The 19336-nt window shown below is 64.0% G+C and carries 14 protein-coding genes and 1 pseudogene; 6 read left to right on the top strand and 9 right to left on the bottom strand.

Going from position 1 to position 19336, the window contains the following annotated elements; translation table 11 throughout:
- Nucleotides 1–56 precede the first annotated feature (56 nt).
- On the bottom strand, nt 57–1787 hold the full coding sequence (locus ACVW16_RS28875; RefSeq protein ID WP_456738332.1) for an IlvD/Edd family dehydratase: 1731 nt from the start codon (nt 1785–1787) through the stop codon (nt 57–59).
- 174 nt (nt 1788–1961) lie between these two features.
- Between ACVW16_RS28875 and ACVW16_RS28870 the strand changes: the two genes are divergently transcribed.
- The 3 genes from ACVW16_RS28870 to ACVW16_RS28860 all read left to right on the top strand — a co-directional run bounded on the left by ACVW16_RS28870 (nt 1962) and on the right by ACVW16_RS28860 (nt 4703).
- A complete protein-coding gene (locus ACVW16_RS28870; protein WP_456738045.1) occupies nt 1962–2642 on the top strand; it encodes a GntR family transcriptional regulator in 681 nt (226 codons plus the stop codon).
- A 477-nt stretch (nt 2643–3119) separates the two neighbouring features.
- Nucleotides 3120–4079: a TAXI family TRAP transporter solute-binding subunit gene (locus ACVW16_RS28865; protein WP_456738044.1), complete on the top strand. Its 960-nt coding sequence runs from the start codon at nt 3120–3122 to the stop codon at nt 4077–4079.
- Between the two features lie 60 nt (nt 4080–4139).
- On the top strand, nt 4140–4703 hold the full coding sequence (locus ACVW16_RS28860) for a hypothetical protein (protein WP_456738043.1): 564 nt from the start codon (nt 4140–4142) through the stop codon (nt 4701–4703).
- 60 nt (nt 4704–4763) lie between these two features.
- Here the strand turns inward: ACVW16_RS28860 and ACVW16_RS28855 are convergent, their stop codons facing one another.
- Nucleotides 4764–5177 (bottom strand): hypothetical protein, encoded by a 414-nt coding sequence (locus tag ACVW16_RS28855; RefSeq protein WP_456702405.1) that lies wholly within the window; start codon nt 5175–5177, stop codon nt 4764–4766.
- 259 nt (nt 5178–5436) lie between these two features.
- Here ACVW16_RS28855 and ACVW16_RS28850 point away from each other — a divergent pair, with 259 nt between their 5' ends.
- Nucleotides 5437–6381, top strand: a complete 945-nt coding sequence (locus ACVW16_RS28850; protein WP_456738042.1) for a hypothetical protein — start codon at nt 5437–5439, stop codon at nt 6379–6381.
- Between the two features lie 93 nt (nt 6382–6474).
- Here the strand turns inward: ACVW16_RS28850 and ACVW16_RS28845 are convergent, their stop codons facing one another.
- A complete protein-coding gene (locus ACVW16_RS28845) occupies nt 6475–7299 on the bottom strand; it encodes an NAD-dependent epimerase/dehydratase family protein (RefSeq protein WP_456738041.1) in 825 nt (274 codons plus the stop codon).
- Between the two features lie 89 nt (nt 7300–7388).
- Between ACVW16_RS28845 and ACVW16_RS28840 the strand changes: the two genes are divergently transcribed.
- Nucleotides 7389–8366: an SMP-30/gluconolactonase/LRE family protein gene (locus ACVW16_RS28840; RefSeq protein WP_456738040.1), complete on the top strand. Its 978-nt coding sequence runs from the start codon at nt 7389–7391 to the stop codon at nt 8364–8366.
- A gap of 188 nt (nt 8367–8554) precedes the next feature.
- On the opposite strand, the gene ACVW16_RS28835 is transcribed toward ACVW16_RS28840, so the two are convergent.
- Together ACVW16_RS28835 and ACVW16_RS28830 are read right to left on the bottom strand one after the other, a co-directional pair.
- Complete coding sequence (locus ACVW16_RS28835) at nt 8555–9985, bottom strand: aldehyde dehydrogenase family protein (protein WP_456738039.1); 1431 nt, start codon at nt 9983–9985, stop codon at nt 8555–8557.
- Nucleotides 9986–10174: 189 nt separating this feature from the next.
- Nucleotides 10175–12539 (bottom strand): annotated as a pseudogene (locus ACVW16_RS28830) (transketolase).
- 135 nt (nt 12540–12674) lie between these two features.
- Here ACVW16_RS28830 and ACVW16_RS28825 point away from each other — a divergent pair.
- Nucleotides 12675–13136, top strand: coding sequence for an Lrp/AsnC family transcriptional regulator (locus ACVW16_RS28825; protein WP_456738037.1), 462 nt, complete (start codon nt 12675–12677; stop codon nt 13134–13136).
- 136 nt (nt 13137–13272) lie between these two features.
- Here ACVW16_RS28825 and ACVW16_RS28820 read toward each other — a convergent pair whose 3' ends face one another.
- From ACVW16_RS28820 to ACVW16_RS28805, 4 genes are all read right to left on the bottom strand, one after another.
- The gene (locus tag ACVW16_RS28820; protein WP_456738036.1) at nt 13273–14307 is read right to left on the bottom strand and encodes a zinc-binding dehydrogenase; all 1035 of its coding nucleotides are present in this window, start codon (nt 14305–14307) and stop codon (nt 13273–13275) included.
- Between the two features lie 105 nt (nt 14308–14412).
- A complete protein-coding gene (locus ACVW16_RS28815) occupies nt 14413–15357 on the bottom strand; it encodes a DMT family transporter (RefSeq protein WP_456705213.1) in 945 nt (314 codons plus the stop codon).
- A 185-nt stretch (nt 15358–15542) separates the two neighbouring features.
- Entirely contained in the window at nt 15543–16382 is an 840-nt protein-coding gene (locus tag ACVW16_RS28810) for an aldo/keto reductase (RefSeq protein WP_456738035.1), read from the bottom strand.
- A gap of 233 nt (nt 16383–16615) precedes the next feature.
- Nucleotides 16616–19321 carry a nitrate reductase gene (locus ACVW16_RS28805; protein ID WP_456738034.1) on the bottom strand — a complete coding sequence of 902 codons (2706 nt, stop codon included), beginning with the start codon at nt 19319–19321 and terminating at the stop codon, nt 16616–16618.
- Nucleotides 19322–19336: the final 15 nt, after the last annotated feature.

Here is a 19336-nt window from a genome sequence, read left to right as displayed (position 1 = left end):
CCCCCTATGTTTTATCGCCAGCCGCGTTCAGCGGTCTCGGCGCTCGTTGGTGTTGATCAGCCCTTTTCAGTTCTCTGCTCGGTCTTCTTCCCAGTCCTCTGCATGAAGTCGAAGTCGCAGCCCTCATCGGCCTGCATGATGGTCTCGTTGAACAGCCAGGCATAGCCTCGCCGCGCTTCATCGGGCACGGCAGTCGGCTTCAAGGCGACACGCCGCCGCTCCAGCTCGGCCGCATCGACCAAAAGCTCGATGCTGCGCTTGGCCACATCGAGGCTGATCCGGTCGCCGTTCTGCACCAGCGCCAGCGGCCCGCCGACGGCGGCTTCCGGCGTGATGTGCAGCACGATGGTGCCGAACGCGGTGCCGCTCATGCGCGCATCCGAAATGCGCACCATGTCCTTGGTGCCGCCGCGAGCGAGCTTCTTCGGAATCGGCAGATAGCCCGCCTCGGGCATGCCAGGCGCGCCCTTGGGGCCAGCATTGCGCAGCACCAGCACATCGTCGGGGGTGACGTCGAGATCGGGATCGTCGACCCGCAAGGTCATGTCCTCGACGGATTCGAACACCACCGCGCGTCCCGTGTGCTGCAACAGTTTAGGGCTCGCAGCCGATTGCTTGATGACAGCGCCACGCGGCGCGAGGTTGCCGTGCAGGACGGCAAGGCCGCCCTCCTTCTTGATCGGATTGTCGCGCGAGCGGATCGCGTCCTGGCCGGGCACGTCTTCTGCATTTGCGACGACGTCGCGCAGCGTCTGGCCGCTGATGGTCTTCGCATCGAGATCGACGAGATCGCCGAGCTGTGCCAGCAATTTCGGCACGCCGCCGGCGTGGTGGAAATGCTCCATGTAATGTTCGCCCGACGGCTTGAGATCGACCAGAACAGGCACTTCACGGCCGATCTGGTCGAAGACTTCGAGATCGAGCCGGTGCGGCGAGCGATGCGCCATCGCGGTCAGATGGATCAGGCCGTTGGTCGAGCCGCCGATCGCCTGCAGCACGACCTGCGCATTCCTGAACGACGCCGGCGTCAGCACCTCACTCGGCTTCGGCCCCTTCGCCTTGGCCATCTCCGCCGCGACCTTGCCGCTGGCTTCCGCCAGACGGAAACGTTCCGCATGCGGCGCCGGAATGGTCGCACTCATCGGCAGCGACAGGCCCATGGCTTCGATCATGCAGGCCATGGTGGACGCCGTGCCCATCACCATGCAGGTGCCGACCGACGGCGCGAGACGGCCGTTGACCGCCTCGATCTCGGCATCGTCCATTTCACCGGCGCGATATTTGGCCCAGAGACGGCGGCAATCGGTGCAGGCGCCGAGCACCTCCCCCTTGTGATGGCCGACCACCATGGGCCCGACGGGAATGACCACCGTCGGCAAATCGGCGCTGATCGCGGCCATCACCTGCGCCGGCAGCGTCTTGTCGCAGCCGCCGATCACGATCACCGCATCCATCGGCTGGGCCCGGATCATCTCCTCGGTGTCCATCGCCATCAGATTGCGCAGATACATCGAAGTCGGATGCGCAAAGCTCTCGGCGATGGAAATGGTGGGGAATACGAACGGCATCGCACCGGAGAGCATCACGCCGCGCTTGGCGGCCTCGATGATCTGGGGGACGTTGCCGTGGCAGGGATTGTAGTCGCTATAGGTGTTGGTGATGCCGACGATCGGGCGCTCCAGCGCGTCGTCGGAATAGCCCATCGCCTTGATGAACGCCTTGCGCAGGAACAGCGAGAAGCCGGCATCGCCATAGCTCGTCAGACCCTTGCGCAAGCCACCCGTCATCATGCCACTCCTTCTCGCTTGCCATTGTGCTACAGCCTGCCCCCTGATTGTCAATAAGACAGGCGTCCATCCTGCTTCTTTCTGGACTGTCGCACCGTTAAACAGTCGGATTATTGACAATCTGTCCCTTCCCTGCTCCACATCGCGGACCGGCAGACGCCGGAGGCCGAGGGCATGTCCGACATTCGCACCGCAGAAGCCATGCCTGTCAGGCGCGACGATCCTGATGACGTCGTCGCGCGGCTGGAGGACGACATCATCTTCGGCCGCATGCCGCCGGGCGCGCGCCTGACCGAAGACGCGTTGATGTCGCGCTACGGCACCTCGCGCCACTTCGTGCGCCAGGCGCTGGTGGATGCGGAGCGGCGCGGCATCGTCCGCCGCGGAAAGAATGTGGGCGCCACCGTGCGGTTCTATTCCGCCGAAGAGGTCCGGCAGATCTACGAAGTCAGGGAGATGCTGACGCGGCAGGCCGCGCTCATGATTCCCCTGCCCGCGCCGCAAAGCCTGATCGACGAACTGACCTCCTTGCAGCGCGAGTATTGCGCCAAGGCTGACGTGAGGGACTTGCGCGGCATCCACGAAGCCAACGACGCCTTCCACCTCGCGCTGTTTTCCGCCTGCGGCAATCCTTATCTGGTGCGCTCGCTGCAGGACTACATGAACCTGACGCTGCCGATGCGCGCCAAAAACCTCGCCGATCGCGACGGGCTCGCGCAGTCGCGCCGCCAGCACGAGTTGATGATCGAGCTGTTGAAAGGCCGCGATAGCTGGGCATTGGCGCAGCTGTGCGTGGACCACATGCAGTTCAGCAAGAAGGATTACCTGGCGCGGATTGCGGGCGACGAGAGCTAGCGCGGCCCTCCCTTCGCCTCTCCTCGTTTGCGGGGGACAGGAAGCGCGCACCTGCGGCGCGAGCGCGACCTGACGATCGGGCTTGTCGGCAAACCTCCTCCGGTAGCCGTCCATCACGGAACGCCGCTGCTCCGGGCGCGTTGGAAGGCGAAACCTTAGCCCTCGGTCTTGCTTCGGACGCGGCAGGCGGCCGTTTCGCCGACCATGTCACGTCCTGGGGAGTCCGACCGAGCAGCTTGAACAATGAGGGTCTGCGGAGCGATGCGGGCCGGTTTGTTCATCGCACTGGTTGCAGCGGCCTGGCTCGGCGGACAGGTCCAGGATTCCCTCGCGCAAAATCGGCCCTCCGCTGCTCGGAGCGAATCCACGAAGGTGTCTCCGAGAAAGGAAGCCCTCCTCAGGAAGGAAACGAGACGATCTGCGGACCCATTCACGGTGGGATTCGTAACCGGCTCTCCGCAATGCACCGAATTCGCGATGGCCCAGGACATTGCAACCACGCTCGCCGCCGGCCAAGAGACAGGCCCTCATGGCGAGGTCGCCCTGCGGGTTCTGCCCATCGTGGGAAACGGCGGCATTCGCAACGTCCTTGATGTGCTCACGCTCCCTGGTGCAGACGTGGCGATCGCGCCCGTCGCCCTCGTTGACCGGCTCCGGGAGGCAAGGACCTTCGGAGATATCTCCGAAAGGCTGACCTACATTGCCCCGCTCCATATCGAAGAGTTCCATCTTCTCGCGCGGCCGGAGATTGGAAGCCTGACAGAGCTGGCGGGCAAGAGGGTCAATCTCGGGGAGGACGGCAGTGCCAGCGCCATTCTCGGCCGCGACGTGTTCAGCCGTCTGGGCGTCAAGATCAGCGAGTCGAACCTGGGGCCGGAGGCCGCGCTGGATGGTCTGAGGAAGGGAGATCTCGCCGCCGCTCTGTTGGTCTCGGGAAAGCCCGTGAGCTTGCTGACGCAGGTCTCGCAGCTCGATGGTATTCGCCTCCTGCCCATCCCCTACTCCAAAGAGCTGCTGCAACAAGAATACCTGCCATCGACGCTTCGCCATCAGGATTACCCGAATATCGTCGCGGCCGAAGCCAGCGTCGACACGATCGCGGTTAAATCCGCTCTCTTCGCCTACAACTGGCCGATCGGCAGCGAGCGATATCGGTTGCTGGATTTGTTCGTCCAGACATTCTTCACGCGCTTTCCCGAATTTCTCGGCGGAGCGCATCATCCCAAATGGCGCGAGGTGAACCTGGCCGCGCAGCTCCCCGGATGGCAACGATTTCGAGCGGCGGAGCGCTGGCTCCGGCAACAATCGGGAGGCGAGGCCGCGCTTCGCAAGGCGTTCGGCCGGTTCCTCGAGGAAAAGCCAACTGCCAATCCGCCCGACCGCGAAGAATTGTTCCGGGACTTCCTGCGCTGGAGAGAACGCAATCCGGCCAAGTGAGCAAACTTGTTGAGCAAACTTGTTGAGCCAACTTGGGCAGACAAAGCTCGGGAGATGTCGATGCGCAAATCGATCGTGAGCGCGACCCTTATCGCATTACTCGCCTTGATCGCCGACGTGAGGCGTCCCGCCGCCCAGTTTGCTCCCTTCTGGCCATCGGCGACGCAGCAGCTCCCACCGGCCACCGCGGCACCGGCCGACAATGTCGAGCAGACCAGGACAGCTCCTCATCGAGGCCGCAAGGCGCACAGAAAGCATGAGGTCGTTCGTCCGCCGCCAAATCAGCGGGCGGTCGCGGAGAAAAACGGATACAAGCGGGTCAGCGATCTCGTGAACTTCCCGAAGTTCTTTCCGGGTCTGGGCATCATCTTCGTCAAGCCCGACACTTTGCCGCTGGGTCCGTTCCTGTGCTTCGACCGGAGGGATCGACCGGTCGCGACCGTGTACATGGTTCCGATCAAGGACATCGACGATCACAAGTCGTTGGAGGCGGCGGGGTCCGCGTGGCCCGTCGACCACGTCAGCTTCTACTTCAACCCGGGTCACCCCGGTGTGGATGTGCCACATTATCATGTGGTGCTCTGGCATGTGACCAAGAAGCAGGAAGCGCGCGTTGCGCAATGACGACTGGTCAAGAACGAAGCGCTGTGGCCTCCCTTCGCTTCACCGATCCTGCGAGGCACATCAGTACCGCCTCAGCAGACCACGATCGACACTGGCACTGCCATAATCGGCGCAGGCCCTTTCCGGATTCCTGATCAAGTCCGTGCGGACGCGGCTGAATGTTTTTCCGGCCGCGTCGGAAACCTCGGGGCGAAACTTGCCGGGATCATAGCTCTCGCCATTGCGGGCTGTGATGGCCGCCGAATAGGCGTCGATCATCGCCATCGCCGCATTGGGGGTGCCGAGCAGCCGCGCGCCGAGTTGAACACCGCCCGCGCCATCGGCCTCGTAGCCGACACATCGCTGCTCGAGCACAGCGGATGCGGTGACGAGCTGGTCGAGGAACGTCGCCTCTGCGTCGCTGAGTGTTGCGGCCTGCGACGATCCTGATACGAGCGCCGCGAGCGTTATGACGACTGACAATTTGATTTTCATTGGCGTGATTCTCAATTCCGAGCCGCTCGAATCGAGAGCCAGACGACGTCGAGCGTGAGTTGATCTGGATCAATGACGGCGAACCACAGGCTCGCTGGCGAGCAGTCGCGCCTTCAACTTTCACCAATCCTCTCAACGCGAGCGGTCGGGCGATTTGTCGCAGTCGCCCGCCGCTTAACCGCTCGTTAGAACCCGCCACCGTAAATGGTTTCGGTCACAAATAACAACCATGCCGGGTTCCATTACCCGGAACATTGACATGAATGTACCCGGTTTCCTGATCGCAGCCGCCTTCGGCGGAGCATTTTTCGCCGTCGAATACGGGTTGTACTACCAGCCCGACTTCATCAACGCAGACGTTCTGATCAGCAGGTTCTCCACGGAACATAAGCGGGCCCGAGCGGCGGTCCGACATGCGCTGATCAATCCGGACTCGGCTCAATTCGGCACATTGCGTTCAGTCGACGCCGACGCGGCGCGGTATGTCTGCGGCACCGTCAGCGCGAAGAACAAGTCCGGACACTCGGTCAGCGCCGCTTTCGTCTACACCGTGGCCGCCGATTTTGCGCGCATCGATGACGACGGACGGATCACGCAGTATCAATCGGGATACAGGCCCTGCCCCACCGGAGAGGACAAGGCCAAGCAGCGACCGGCCGTATCGCCCGGCCTGACGTCGGTCGCAACGGCCGTTCAGAAAGTCGCCCCTGAAGCGCTGACCTCGGTTGCGCCCGCGCTGACGACGTCCGCGCCTTCGACGGGCGGATCGTCGTCCGGGGGGACGATGGAACAGCAGGTTCGCGAATTGGCCGGCCGGACGGTTCCGCCGGATGCGGCCAACAGGCAGCAACCAAATCCGCGTGCCACGCGTGAGGTTGCCAACACGCATGAGATTCCCAACGAGAGTGAATGGCAGGCCGAGCAGCCTCCCACCGCGTGGCCCAAATTCCGTGCGGATCACCCGCTTGCAAAGCCAACCCGGAAACGAACTCCGTCCGAAGCGCTGAAGCTCGCGAGAGACGTGGAGGACCGCTGGAAGCAGGCGGAGGCGTCGACCGACGTCTCGATGCGTCCTTCGGCGGAAGACGTCAACGAGGCCTGCCGCGCGCTGCTCATGATCGATCCAAAGGACGGCGACTATCCCGAGGCGTGGGCAGCTTTCACGCGATTGCAGAAGATGAGTCGCGATATCGCCGCCGGTTGATGTCGATAGCGCTCGCGGGCATTCCGGGTGAGCGGGAGTCCCCGCGAGCCCCATGCCTGCTGGCGAGCAGGCGCTCCCTCAACACGTCGAACGCTACCGCTTGTTCCAATCGATGATCCGGCCCACATCGCCGTCGAACTCGTTGCTGCAGAACGCGCCGCCCTGGAAATGGTCGCCGACCGGATCGGGCTCCAGCTTGGCCTGCTCGGCCATGGCGTGCGCCACGTGATCCTCGGAGCGGCCGATGGGGCGATAGCCGAATTCGTAGGCGCGGTGGTTGTCCCACCAGGCGCGCTCGTTCAGCGACACACCATAGAATATCTCGAAATGAATGTCGGGATGTTCGAGGCCGATCCGGCAGAGCTGCACCAGATCTTCCGGCATCAGCCACATCGCGATGCGGCGATGGTCGAGCGGCCGCTCGTCGCAATTGCCGATGCGGATGCAGGTGACCTTCAGCCCGTGCTTGTCGGCATAGAGCGAGCCGACGGCTTCGCCGAACACCTTGCTGACGCCGTAGCGTCCGTCGGGGCGCACGGTGACGTCGGTGTCGATCCTGCGGTGACGCGGATAGAAGCCGACCGTGTGGTTGGACGAGGCGAATACCACGCGCTTGACGCCCTTGCGATACGCGGCCTCGAACAGATTGTAACCGCCGATGATGTTGGCCTGGAGAATGTCGTTCCATGGGCCTTCGACCGAATAGCCGCCGAAATGGAGGATGCCGTCGATGCCTTCGCAGATCGCTTCGCACTGCGCGAGGTCCGCCAGGTCCGCCGCCTTGAACTGCTCGTTCGGCCCGAGATCCTTGGGCGGACGGATGTCGCTAAGCAGGAGGTCCGGATAGATCGGCGGCAGCAATTTGCGCAGGCGCGTTCCGATCCCGCCCGAAGCTCCCGTCATCAAGATGCGCGACATGTTTTTCCTCGTCTTTGGCGACCGATTTGCGGTCACGTGTCCCTAATGATAGCAGGATTGTCCAGAGGGAACGAAACGAGAGAACCGACATGAATGGGACATCGTCCCACACCCAGGAGCGGCCAGTCTGGCAGCCGGCGACCTATTACCCTGATCCCGCCATAAAAGCGCTCGACCCCCGCTTCGAAAAATACTGGTTGAAGCTTTCGGCGGTGGAGCGGCTGGCGAGCGGCCTGCGCTGGGCCGAGGGCCCGGTCTGGTTCGGCGACGGACGATATCTGCTCTGCAGCGACATTCCGAACCAGCGCATCATCAAATGGGAAGAAGAGACCGGCGCGGTCTCGAACTTTCGAAAGCCCTCCAATTTCGCCAATGGCAACACCAGGGATCGCCAGGGCCGGCTGGTCACTTGCGAGCACGGCGGCCGTCGCGTCACCCGCACCGAATATGACGGCGAGATCACCGTGCTGATGGATCAATTCAACGGCAAGCGTCTGAACTCGCCGAACGATGTCGTTGTTAAATCGGACGGCTCGATCTGGTTCACCGATCCCACCTTCGGCCTGCTCGGCAATTACGAGGGCTACAAGGCGGTGAGCGAGATCGAGCCGAACGTCTACCGGCTCGATCCCGTGACCCGCAAGGCGAGCATCGTCGCGGAGGGCGTGCTCGGACCGAACGGGCTGTGCTTCTCGCCCGACGAGACGATTCTTTACGTCGTCGAATCGCGCGGCGTGCCGAACCGAAAAATCCTCGCTTATGACGTCGCGGCTGATGGGACCACGATCTCCAACAAGCGCGTTCACATCGATGCAGGGCCGGGCACGCCGGACGGCATGCGCTGCGACGTCGACGGCAATCTCTGGTGCGGCTGGGGCATGGGCGATCCCGAGCTCGACGGCGTCGTCGTGTTCGCGCCCGATGGCGTCATGATCGGCCGCATCGCGCTGCCCGAGCGCTGCGCCAATCTCTGCTTCGGCGGCGTTAAGCGCAACCGCCTGTTCATGGCGGCGAGCCAGTCGATCTACGCGTTGTATGTGAATACGCAGGGCGCCGTGGGGGGATAGGCGCGCCGCAGGCGATGCTCTCGTAGGGTGGGTTAGCCGAAGGCGTAACCCATCAACGCCTGCATCGCCGGCGAGAGAAGCGGTGGATTACGCCTTCGGCTGATCCACCCTACGAACTACGAAGGACTGCAATAAAAAACGCCGGAGCAGTCTCCCGCTCCGGCGTCGCGTCGTTCAGCCGCGAAAACTTACGCCGCGTTGAAGCCGGCGACGGCCTTCACTTCGAGGAAGTCCTCGAGGCCGTACTTGCCCCACTCGCGGCCGTTGCCCGACTGCTTGTAGCCGCCGAACGGCGCGGTGCGATCGTTCGGCACGCCCTGGAGGTTGACGTTGCCGGCGCGGATCTGGCGGCCGACGCGCTTGGCGTCCTCGACCGAAGCACCGGAGACATAGCCGGCGAGACCATACGGCGTGTCGTTGGCGATGTGCACGGCCTCGGCTTCGTCCTTGGCACCGAGGATGGTCAGCACCGGTCCGAAGATCTCTTCGCGCGCAATCGTCATCTCGGGGGTGACGTCGGCGAAGATGGTCGGGCGGACATAGAAGCCCTTGTTGACGCCTTCGGGCAGGCCGGGGCCGCCGGCGACGAGCGTTGCGCCCTCGTCGATGCCCTTCTTGATCAGCGCCTGGATCTTGTCCCACTGGCCGCGGTTGACGACAGGGCCGATGGTGGTGCCTTCGGCGCGCGGATCGCCCGCCTTGGTCTTGTCGGCGACAGCCTTCGCGATCGCGGCGACTTCCTTCATCTTCGACAGCGGCACGATCATGCGCGAGGGCGCGTTGCAGGACTGACCGGAGTTGTTGAACATGTGCATCACGCCGCCGGTCACCGCCTTCGTGAGGTCGGCGCCTTCGAGGATGATGTTCGGCGACTTGCCGCCGAGCTCCTGGCTGACACGCTTCACGGTGGGCGCCGCGCGCTTCGCAACATCGATGCCCGCGCGGGTCGAGCCGGTGAAGGAAATCATGTCGATGTCGGGGTGCTCGCTCATGGCGGCGCCGACCTCGGGGCCGAGGCCGTTGACGAGGTTGAACACGCCCTTCGGCACGCCGGCTTCATGGAGGATTTCCGCAAAAATCAAAGCCGAGGTCGGCGTGAACTCGCTGGGCTTCAGGATCATGGTGCAGCCGGCGGCGAGCGCGGGCGCGACCTTGCAGGCGATCTGGTTCAGCGGCCAGTTCCATGGCGTGATCATGCCGACGACGCCGATCGGCTCGCGCAGCACCATGGCGGTGCCGATGGGTTCCTCGAAATGATAGTTCTTGAGCACGTCGAGCGTGGTCATGAGATGGCCCAAACCAGCGCCGGCCTGGAGCTTCTCCGCCATCGGCAGCGGCGCGCCCATCTCGTCGGAGACGGCGGCGCCGATCTCCTTGAGGCGGCCCTTGTAGACTTCGATGATCTTTGAGAGCAGCGCGACGCGCTCCTCACGGCTGGTCTGGGAGAAGGTCGCAAAGGCGCGCTTGGCCGCAGCAACCGCCTTGTCCACGTCGGCCTTGGAGCCGAGCGCAACGTCGTACATTGCCTCCTCGGTCGCCGGATTGACGACCGGAGTCGACTTCTTGACGGCGGGATCGACCCAGGCGCCGTCGATATAGAATTGCATGCGATTGACCATCGTTAACCTCTTTTTGGGGGCTTGGGGCGTTTCGGCAGGCATCCTTGCACGAAAGCGCCAGCAATTGAACCCGCCATATGCAGGGCCAGCGTTGCGGCGGAGCAAGGCTATGTCAGCCGATGGCGGGAACGCGGCAAGGTGACCCTGCCGTCATTCCCGGGGCGCGCATTATCGCTCCGGTTACCTCGACTACACCGCCATCTTGCGATGGAGCACCGGTGCGCCGGTGGTGAGGCTTTCGGCCGCATCGATGATCGCATTCGCGTCGATGCCGTAGTGGCGGTAGAGGTCGGCGATGGTGCCGGTCTGGCCGAACTGCTCGACGCCGAGCGCCTCGACGCGGTTGCCCCGGACGCTGCCGAGCCAGCCGAGCGCGGAAGGATGGCCGTCGATCACGGTCACGATGCCGCAGTCGCGCGGTAGCGGCGCCAGGAGCTTTTCGATGTGGCTGAGATGCTGCACGCCGCGGCGGTCGCGCCGCAATTTCCGCGCGGCAGTCCAGCCCGAGTGAAGGCGATCCGCAGAGGTGATCGCCAGCAGGCCGACGTCGCGCCTGTCCTCGCCGATGAACCCGGTCGCCTCGATCGCTTCGGGCGCCACTGCGCCGGTATAGGCGATCACGACTTCGGCATTTGGGCCGGGCTTGCGCAACCAATAGGCGCCGTCGGTGATGCCTTGTTGCAGTTCCGGCGTCATGATCCGCTGCGCCTGCTCGATCGAGCGCGTCGACAGGCGGAGATAGACCGAGCCGCCCTCGCCCGGATCACGCTGCATGTGCTCGAAACCCCAACCCATGATCACCGCGAGCTCGTCGACGAAAGCCGGCTCGAAGGAGGCGAGCCCGTCCTGCGCCATGCCGATCAGCGGTGTCGCGATCGACTGGTGGGCGCCGCCCTCGGGCGCCAGCGTGATGCCTGACGGCGTCGCCGCCACCATGAAGCGCGCATCCTGGTAGCAGGCGTAGTTGAGCGCATCGAGCCCGCGTTCGATGAAGGGATCATAGAGCGTGCCGACCGGCAGCAGCCGCGCGCCATTGATCTGGTGCGACAGGCCGAGCGCCGAGAGCATGATGAACAGGTTCATCTCGGCGATGCCGAGCTCGAGGTGCTGGCCCTTCGGCGAGAACTCCCAATTGAAGGTAGACGGAATTTTCTCGCTGCGGAATAAATCCGCCTTCTCGCCGCGCGCGAACAGGCCGCGCCTGTTCACCCAGGGACCGAGATTGGTCGAGACCGTGACGTCGGGCGAGGTCGTGACGATGCGTTGCGCCAGCTCGCTGTCGCCGCGCGCGATCTCGTTCAGCACCAAGCCGAAGCCCTGTTGCGTCGACATCTGCGGCGACGGCTTGAACGCGAGCTGCTGTGGGACGTCGACAACGGGCGCGGTGAGCCTGCGGCCGTCCCTATTGAACGGTACGCGCGCGAGAAAGGCGTCGAGCTCAGCGGCGTCCTGCGTCAGGCCTTCATACTTGTCCCATTCGTAGCCGGGGCGGATGTTCTGGCTGTCGCGATATTTCTCCATTTGCGCGACCGTCATCAGGCCGGCGTGGTTGTCCTTGTGCCCCTGGAACGGCAGGCCAACGCCCTTGATGGTGTAGGCGATGAAGCAGACCGGGCGATCGTGGTCGATGGACTCGAACGCCTCGACCATGCTCGCCATGTCATGGCCGCCGAGATTCGACATCAGCGCCAGCAGCTCCTCGTCGCTGCGCTTGTCGATCAGCGCGGTGATCGGGCCCTGGTCGCCGATCTCGTCGTGCAGATGCTTGCGGAAAGCGGCGCCGCCCTGGAAGCACAGCGCGGCGTAGAGCGCGTTCGGGCAATTGTCGATCCAGCCCTTCAGCGCCTCGCCGCCGGGTTCGGCAAACGCCTCGCGCATCAGCCGGCCGTATTTCACGATGACGACGTCCCAGCCGAAATTTCGGAACATGGTCTCGAACTTTTCCCAGAGACCTTCGCGCACGACCGCGTCCAGCGACTGCCTGTTGTAGTCGACCACCCACCAGGTGTTGCGCAGGCCGTGCTTCCACCCCTCCGCAAGCGCCTCGAAGATGTTGCCCTCGTCCATCTCGGCGTCGCCGACGAGCGCGATCATCCGCCCCTCGCCGCGATCCCTCATCCAGCCATGAGCCTTGACGTAGTCCTGCACCAGCGAAGCAAACAGCGTCTGCGCGACGCCGAGACCGACCGAGCCAGTGGAGAAATCGACGTCGTCGACGTCCTTGGTGCGCGACGGATAGGACTGCGCGCCCTTGAAGCCGCGGAAATTCTCCAGCTTCTCGCGGCTCTGCCGGCCGAACAGATATTGAATGGCGTGGAACACCGGGCTCGCATGCGGCTTCACCGCGACGCGATCTTCCCGGGCGCAGCACATGGAAATACAGGGCCGACATGATCGTCGCGAGCGAGGCTGAGGAGGCCTGATGGCCGCCGACCTTCAGCCCGTCCGTGTTGGGCCTGATGTGGTTGGCGTGGTGGATGGTCCAGGACGACAGCCACAGCGCCTTGCGGGCCAGCGCGGTCAAGGTATCGAGACGGGCGGAATCAACGGGCATGGCAAATGCTCCCGGAAAACAGGTCCGGCGATGATACCCCTGTGGGCGGCACCAGTTTTTTCAATTTTTCGCGCCGTACGCCCCGATATTGGGATAGCTTACCAAGAACTTCGCCAAACTATGGGTTTTGTTCTAATGACCGAGCTCGACGCCATCGACCGCAAGATCCTCGCTTTGCTGCAGACCGACAGCCGGCTGACCATGCAGGAACTCGCAGACAAGGTCGGGCTCTCGGTCTCGCCCTGCCATCGCCGGGTCAAGCTGCTGGAGGAGCGCGGCGTGATCTCGCGGTACATCGCGACGGTGGATCAGAAGGCGCTGGGTCTGCATGTCAGCGTCTTCATCTCGATCAAGCTGGCGCGGCAGAAGGAGGAGGATCTCAATCGCTTCGCGCGCGCCATCTCGAAATGGGACGAGGTGCTGGAGTGCTATCTGATGACCGGCAACCGCGACTATCTCCTGCGCGTCGTCGCGGCCGACCTCGCCTCCTACGAGACCTTCCTGAAGACAAAACTGACCCGGCTCGACGGCATCGCCTCGATCGAATCGAGCTTTGCGCTCAGCCAGGTCAAATATTCGATCGCGCTGCCGGTATGAGGCGACGCTCCTTCCTCGTCATTGCGAGCGCAGCGAAGCAATCCAGACTGTCGGTGGAACAATTCCGGATTGCTTCGACGCACCAGCGCAAAATTGCTACGCAATTTTGTCGCGGGCTCCCCGCAATGGCGGTGCACTATCGCCACGGCTGCACGATGATCTTGGTGTGCGCCTCGGGATTGGCGAGATCGGCGAAGGCCTTTGCGACGCCGTCGATGCCCACTTCCGCAGTCACCATGGCGGCAGCGTCGACCTGCCCTTCCGCGATCAGGCGCAGCGATGCCGCAAACTCCTCCGGCGTGTAGCCGAGCACGTACTGGACGTTGAGCTCCTTCATGATGCCGAGCATGGGCTCGTTTCTGTCGTTCTCCATGCAGACGCCGACCACGACGATTTTGGCATCGCGGGGCGCGCCCTCGAACACTTGTTGCAGCAGGCCGGGTATGCCGACACATTCGAAGATCAGCGCAGGCTTCAGCGCCGGCAGCATGGCCTGGAACGGCGGCCGCGCCGCTTTCTCTGCCTCCGACATCTGCGCGTGCTCGGCCCAGGTCGCATAGGGCTGCGATACCAGGGGATCGACGACGATGTCGGCACCGAGCTTTGCGGCAAGCGCACGCCGCGTCGGCGAATAATCGGCGGCGACGATCGGGTGCAGACCCTTGATCTTCAGCGCCGCAATCACCGCGAGCCCGACCGGGCCGCAGCCGATGACCAGCGGCACCTCACCGCCTTGGATATTTGCCTTCGCCACCGCGTGAACGCCGACCGCGAGCGGTTCGGTCAATGCGGCATGTTCCGGCGCGAGGCCGTTGGGCACTTCCAGCAGCAACGGCTCGCTGAGCAGCATCGCTTCCGCATAGCCGCCGACAAAGTCGTTGGAATAGCCGATGCCTTTGATGCCATCCGGCGTCAGCAGCGCCGGCAGCGAGCACACATGCGTGCCCGGCTTGAGTTTTCGCGCTGTACCCGGGCCGTAGTCGACGATCTCGCAGCAGAACTCGTGGCCGAACACGACGTCGCGCGACAGATCCATCGGCGTACGTCCGGTCTTCCTGGCCATCTCCACCATCCGCGCCGCATGCTGGCGCGCGTGCAGGTCGGAGCCGCAAATGCCGCAAGCGAGCGTCTTGACCAGCACCTGGCCAGGGCCGGGCTTCGGCTCGGCCATTTGGCCAACCACAATCTCACCGTTCCTGAAAATCGCAGCCCGCATCCGGCTCCTCCCGTTACGTTGGTACCGTTGATACCACGTATCGGGACGCGCAATCTTGCGTCAGGGATTTGGAGAACGCGCGGCCTGCACCAGCAGCTGGGCACGGCGGATGCGCTCGCGATGGGCGATGTAGAGACCGCTGGCGACGATGAAGGCGGCGCCCGTGACGGTCCAGACATCAGGCACTTCACCGAACAGGAAGAAGCCCAGAATGCTGACCCAGAGCAATTGCGTATAGGAGAACGGCGCCAGCACCGAGGCATCGCCGTAGCGATAGGCCAGCACGATGATCCACTGGCCGACCGTGGAGGCAACACCGATCACGATGCCCAGGCCAATGCCGGTCCAGGTCGGCGTCACCCAGACGAACGGCACCATCACGCTGAGGATCGCAACGCCCGTGAGCGCCGAGTATGCCATCGTAGTGAGAACCGCTTCGCGCCCGCTCATCATGCGCGTCATGATCAACGCGGCAGCCCAGCAGAAGGCAGAGACGATCGGAAAGAAGGCGGCGACGTGGAACGCGCTCGAGCCCGGCCGCAGGATGATCATAACGCCCACGAGGCCGATCGCTGTTGCGATCCAACGCCGCATGCCGACCTTCTCGCTGAGGAAGATGATCGACAGCGCGGTGACGAACAGCGGCGAGACGAAGCCGGTGGCAGACGCTTCCGCGATGGGAAGGAAACGCAGACCAGTGATGAAGAACAGCGAGGAGCCGAGCAATGCGACGCCGCGCATCAATTGCAGCCCTGGGCGTTCGGTGCGCATCGCATGCAGCGGCGAGCCCGGCACCATCACCGGCGCGAACATCAGCGCGAAAGTCAGGAAGCGGATCCAGGTGATCTCGATCGACGGCAGGCTCGACGAAAGATATTTGGCAGTGACGTCGGAGCAACCGAGGAACACGGTCGACAGCAGCACCAGCGCGATACCTTTGAAGGGATGATCGACGCGCGCAGGCGCACGGCGAGCCTTCTGCTTCTTCTCCTGCACGGCAGGCATGGCAATACTGTCGAGCCTTGCGGCTGCGGCGGGCGGCGGTGTCACGGCTAAACCTGGGAACTTCGATTCGGGAACGACTGTAAAAAACGACAAATAGGCCGCCTTCACAACTTCCGAAAACAGGATGCCGATATGCGCTCACGTCCGCGCGCGTCAATACTCCATTAATAATGCAGGATTGTGCACTACAGCATGGGCAGGCTGCGCGGCTTCGGACCGCGCGGAAACGCCGCCTCCAGCGCCGAAATCTCTTCTTTCGTCAGCATGAGATCGCCGGCGGCCGCATTTTCGCCGGCATGTTCCGCCGACGACGCCTTCGGGATCGCAAACACCGTACCGGTACGGGTGAGGAAACTCAGCGCGACCTGACGCGGGGTAGCGCGACGCGCCTCCGCAATGTGCGCCAGCACGGCACCGCCCTTGCTGCGCTCATCGGGAAAATCATCATGCCCGAACGGTGAATAGGCGACGACAGCGACACCGTTCCGCTCGCACCACGGGATCACCGCATGCTCGATCGCGCGCTCCCTCAGATGATAGAGCACCTGATTGCAGGCGATCTTGCCTTCGCCCGAAACCTCCAAGATTTCGTCGAGGTCTTCGGCGTCGAAATTGGAGACACCCCAGGATTTGATCTTGCCTGATGTCACCAGTTCCTCGAATGCGGCGACGGTATCTTCAAAATCATACGAACCGCGCCAGTGCAGCAGATAGCAGTCGAGCCGATCGGTGTTCAGCCGCTTCAGCGAGCGCTCGCAGGCCGTGATGGTGCCGCGGCGCGAGGCGTTGCTCGGCAGCACCTTCGAAACCAGGAACACCTCGTCGCGGCGGCCGGCAATCGCATCGGCAATGACAAGCTCAGCATCGCCATACATCTCGGCAGTGTCGATATGGGTCATGCCGAGATCGAGCCCGCGCCGAAGCGCCGCGATCGCGCGCTTGCGGTCACCGTGATCGAGATACCAGGTCCCCTGCCCGATGACGGAGACGTTGGCGCCGGTTTTGCCGAACGGGTGCGTGTTCATGTTTGTCTCCGATCCCAGCTGCCCACGTCCTCCTGGCATAAGCCAGGATCCACAACACAGGAAAATGTTGTTGCAGGAGATAGTGGCCACGCTGCGCTTCGACAACGCGGATCGAGGTCATGGGTCCCGACTTACGCCAGGACGACGATCGGCAGATACCGCATTCGACTGCCTCGGCACCGTCATTGCGAGCGCAGCGAAGCGATCCGGAATCTTTCCGAGGTGGGCCGGGCCTACCCTGCCGCGCCAGCGAGCTTGGCCTCTTTCACCGGCATTGCCTCCGTGGCCGCGATCAGGCGCTTCAGCTCGGGAATGCAGGAGCCGCAATTGGTGCCGGCCTTGAGCTTGGCTCCGATCTCGGCGGCGGTGCGCGCGCCTGATGCGATGGTATCGCAGATGGTGCCGCGGCCGACGCCGAAGCAGGCGCAGACGATCGGGCCGGTCGCCGCGGCGCCCTCGCCGGACTTGCCTGACAGCAGCATGCGGCGCTGATCATCGGTGACGCGATCGGCCGCGAACAGGCTCTTGACCACCTCCCAGTCGCCGGCATCGTGCGCCGGGCCGACGAACAGGCAGGTCTCGATGCGATCTCCCGCGAATGACGCCGCACGATAAACGCCGCCACCGAAATCGCGATAGTCGGCCACGTCCTCGCCAGCGAGGCCGTCGAGCCAGGCCGGCCAGCGCGACAGGTCGGCGTTGTCCGCGAAGAGATAGCCGAACCCGCCCGCGACGGTTGCGCGGGTCCACAGCAGGTTCGGCGGCAGTTCGAGCTGCTTCCGCGAGAGCGCAAAGCCGCGGAACACGAATTCATAGGGCGCGATCGCCGCAGGTGTCGCCTTCGATTCCGGCTGACCGGAAAATGGATCCGTGAACGATGCGACCAGCGCACCGACGCGGCCGTGCGAGGCGTTCATCGCGCTCCAGTGGATCGGCACGAACAACGCGCCGCGCTGCTGCCCCTCACTGACGACGGCCTTCAAGATGCACTGGCCGTAATCGGTGGTGATGCGGGCATAGCCGTCATGGGCAATGCCGTATTTTGCGGCATCGTTAGGATGGATCTCGACGAACGGCTCGGGCAGGTGCGCGCCGAGCCGCTGGCTCAGCCCCGTGCGCGTCATGGTGTGCCACTGGTCGCGGATGCGCCCGGTGTTGAGCCTGAGGGGACGCGACGGCCCGGTCTCGCTGCGCAGCGCCGGCACTTCAGGCGCGACGAAGCGGCCCTTGCCGTCGTTCGTGAAAAAGCCCCCGGTCGCAAAGAAGCGTTCGCCCGGAGCCTCGCCCTCGCGCGCGGGCCACTGCACCGGCGTCAGGGCATCGAAGGCTTCATCGGACAGCGACGTCAGCGCGCCAATGTCGAAATCGCGGCTGCCATTGTTCTCGAACGCCGAGAGCGCGGCGTGCTCGCGGAAAATCTCGGCGGCGGATTTGTAATTGAAACTGTCGCCGAAGCCGAGCCGCTTGGCAGTCTCACTGAGGATCCACCAATCGGGGCGCGCCTCACCCGGTGCAGGCAGGAACGAGCGCTGGCGCGAGATGCGGCGTTCGGAATTGGTCACCGTGCCCGACTTCTCGCCCCAGGCGAGCGCCGGCAGCAGCACATGCGGGCCGGCTTCGACCGTGTCGTTGGAGAGCACGTTCTCGGAGACGACGAACAGCTCGAGCTTCTTCAGCGCCTCGCGCACGAAGTCCGCGTCGGGCAGTGACACCGCCGGGTTCGTGCCCATCACCCATAGCGCCTTGACCTCGCCGCGATTGATCGCCTCGAACAGCTGCACCGCCTTCAGCCCCTCATGGGTGGCAATGCGGGGCGCCTTCCAGAACCGCCTGACGCGGTCGATATCCGGCGGCGTGAAGCCCATATGCGCGGCCAGCATATTGGCGAGGCCACCGACCTCGCGCCCACCCATCGCATTGGGCTGACCCGTGAGCGAGAACGGCGAAGCGCCCGGCTTGCCGATGCGTCCCGTCGCGAGATGGCAGTTCAGGATCGCGTTGACCTTGTCGGTGCCCTGCGCCGACTGGTTGACGCCCTGCGAGTAGAGCGTGACGACGCGCTCGGTGTCGCGGAACATCCTGAAGAAGGTCGCGACGTCCTGCTCGGAGAGGCCTGTCGCCAGCGCAGTCGCCGCAACGCTGCCCGCGATGTTGCGCGCGCGTGCGAGTGCGTCGTCGAAGCCCGACGTGTTCTGCGCGATATAACGCTGATCCAGCGCGCCGCTGTCGGCGAGGTGGACGAACAGGCCCGAGAACAGCGCGGCATCGGTTCCGGGCTTGAGCCCGAGGAACAGATCGACGTCGCTCGCAGTATCGGTGCGCCGCGGATCGACCACGATCATCCGCGCGCCGCGCTCCTGTCGGTTCTTCAACATGCGCTGGAACAACACGGGATGGCACCAGGCCGCATTCGAGCCGACCAAGACCAGCAGATCGGCCTGGTCGAGATCCTCATAGCAGCCCGGCACGGTGTCTGCCCCGAAGGCTCGGCGGTGGCCGGCGACCGAGGACGACATGCAGAGCCGCGAATTGGTGTCGACATTCGCGGTGCCGACAAAGCCCTTCATCAGCTTGTTGGCGACGTAATAATCCTCCGTGAGGAGCTGGCCGGAGAGATAGAACGCGACCGCATCGGCGCCGTCGCGCGCGACGATGTGCTGCATGCGATGGGCGACGTGATCGAGCGCATCGCTCCAGGCAACGCGTTCCAGCACACCCTTGCAACGGATCATCGGATGGAGCAGCCGGCTCTCGAGTCCGACGGTCTCGCCGAGCGCGGAGCCCTTCGAGCACAGCCGGCCGAAATTGGCGGGATGGTCAGGATCGCCGGCGATCGCCGCACCGCCGGCGCCGTCGGGCGTTGCGAGCACGCCGCAGCCGACGCCGCAATAGGGACACGTCGTCTTGGCGGTGCGGAGCGCCGGATCGATCGCCGTCATATCAGGCAGCTTTCG

The organism is Bradyrhizobium sp. USDA 4474, assembly GCF_054057515.1.
Note: the sequence above shows the minus strand (reverse complement) of the source record. Positions and strands in the feature narration are given on the sequence as shown.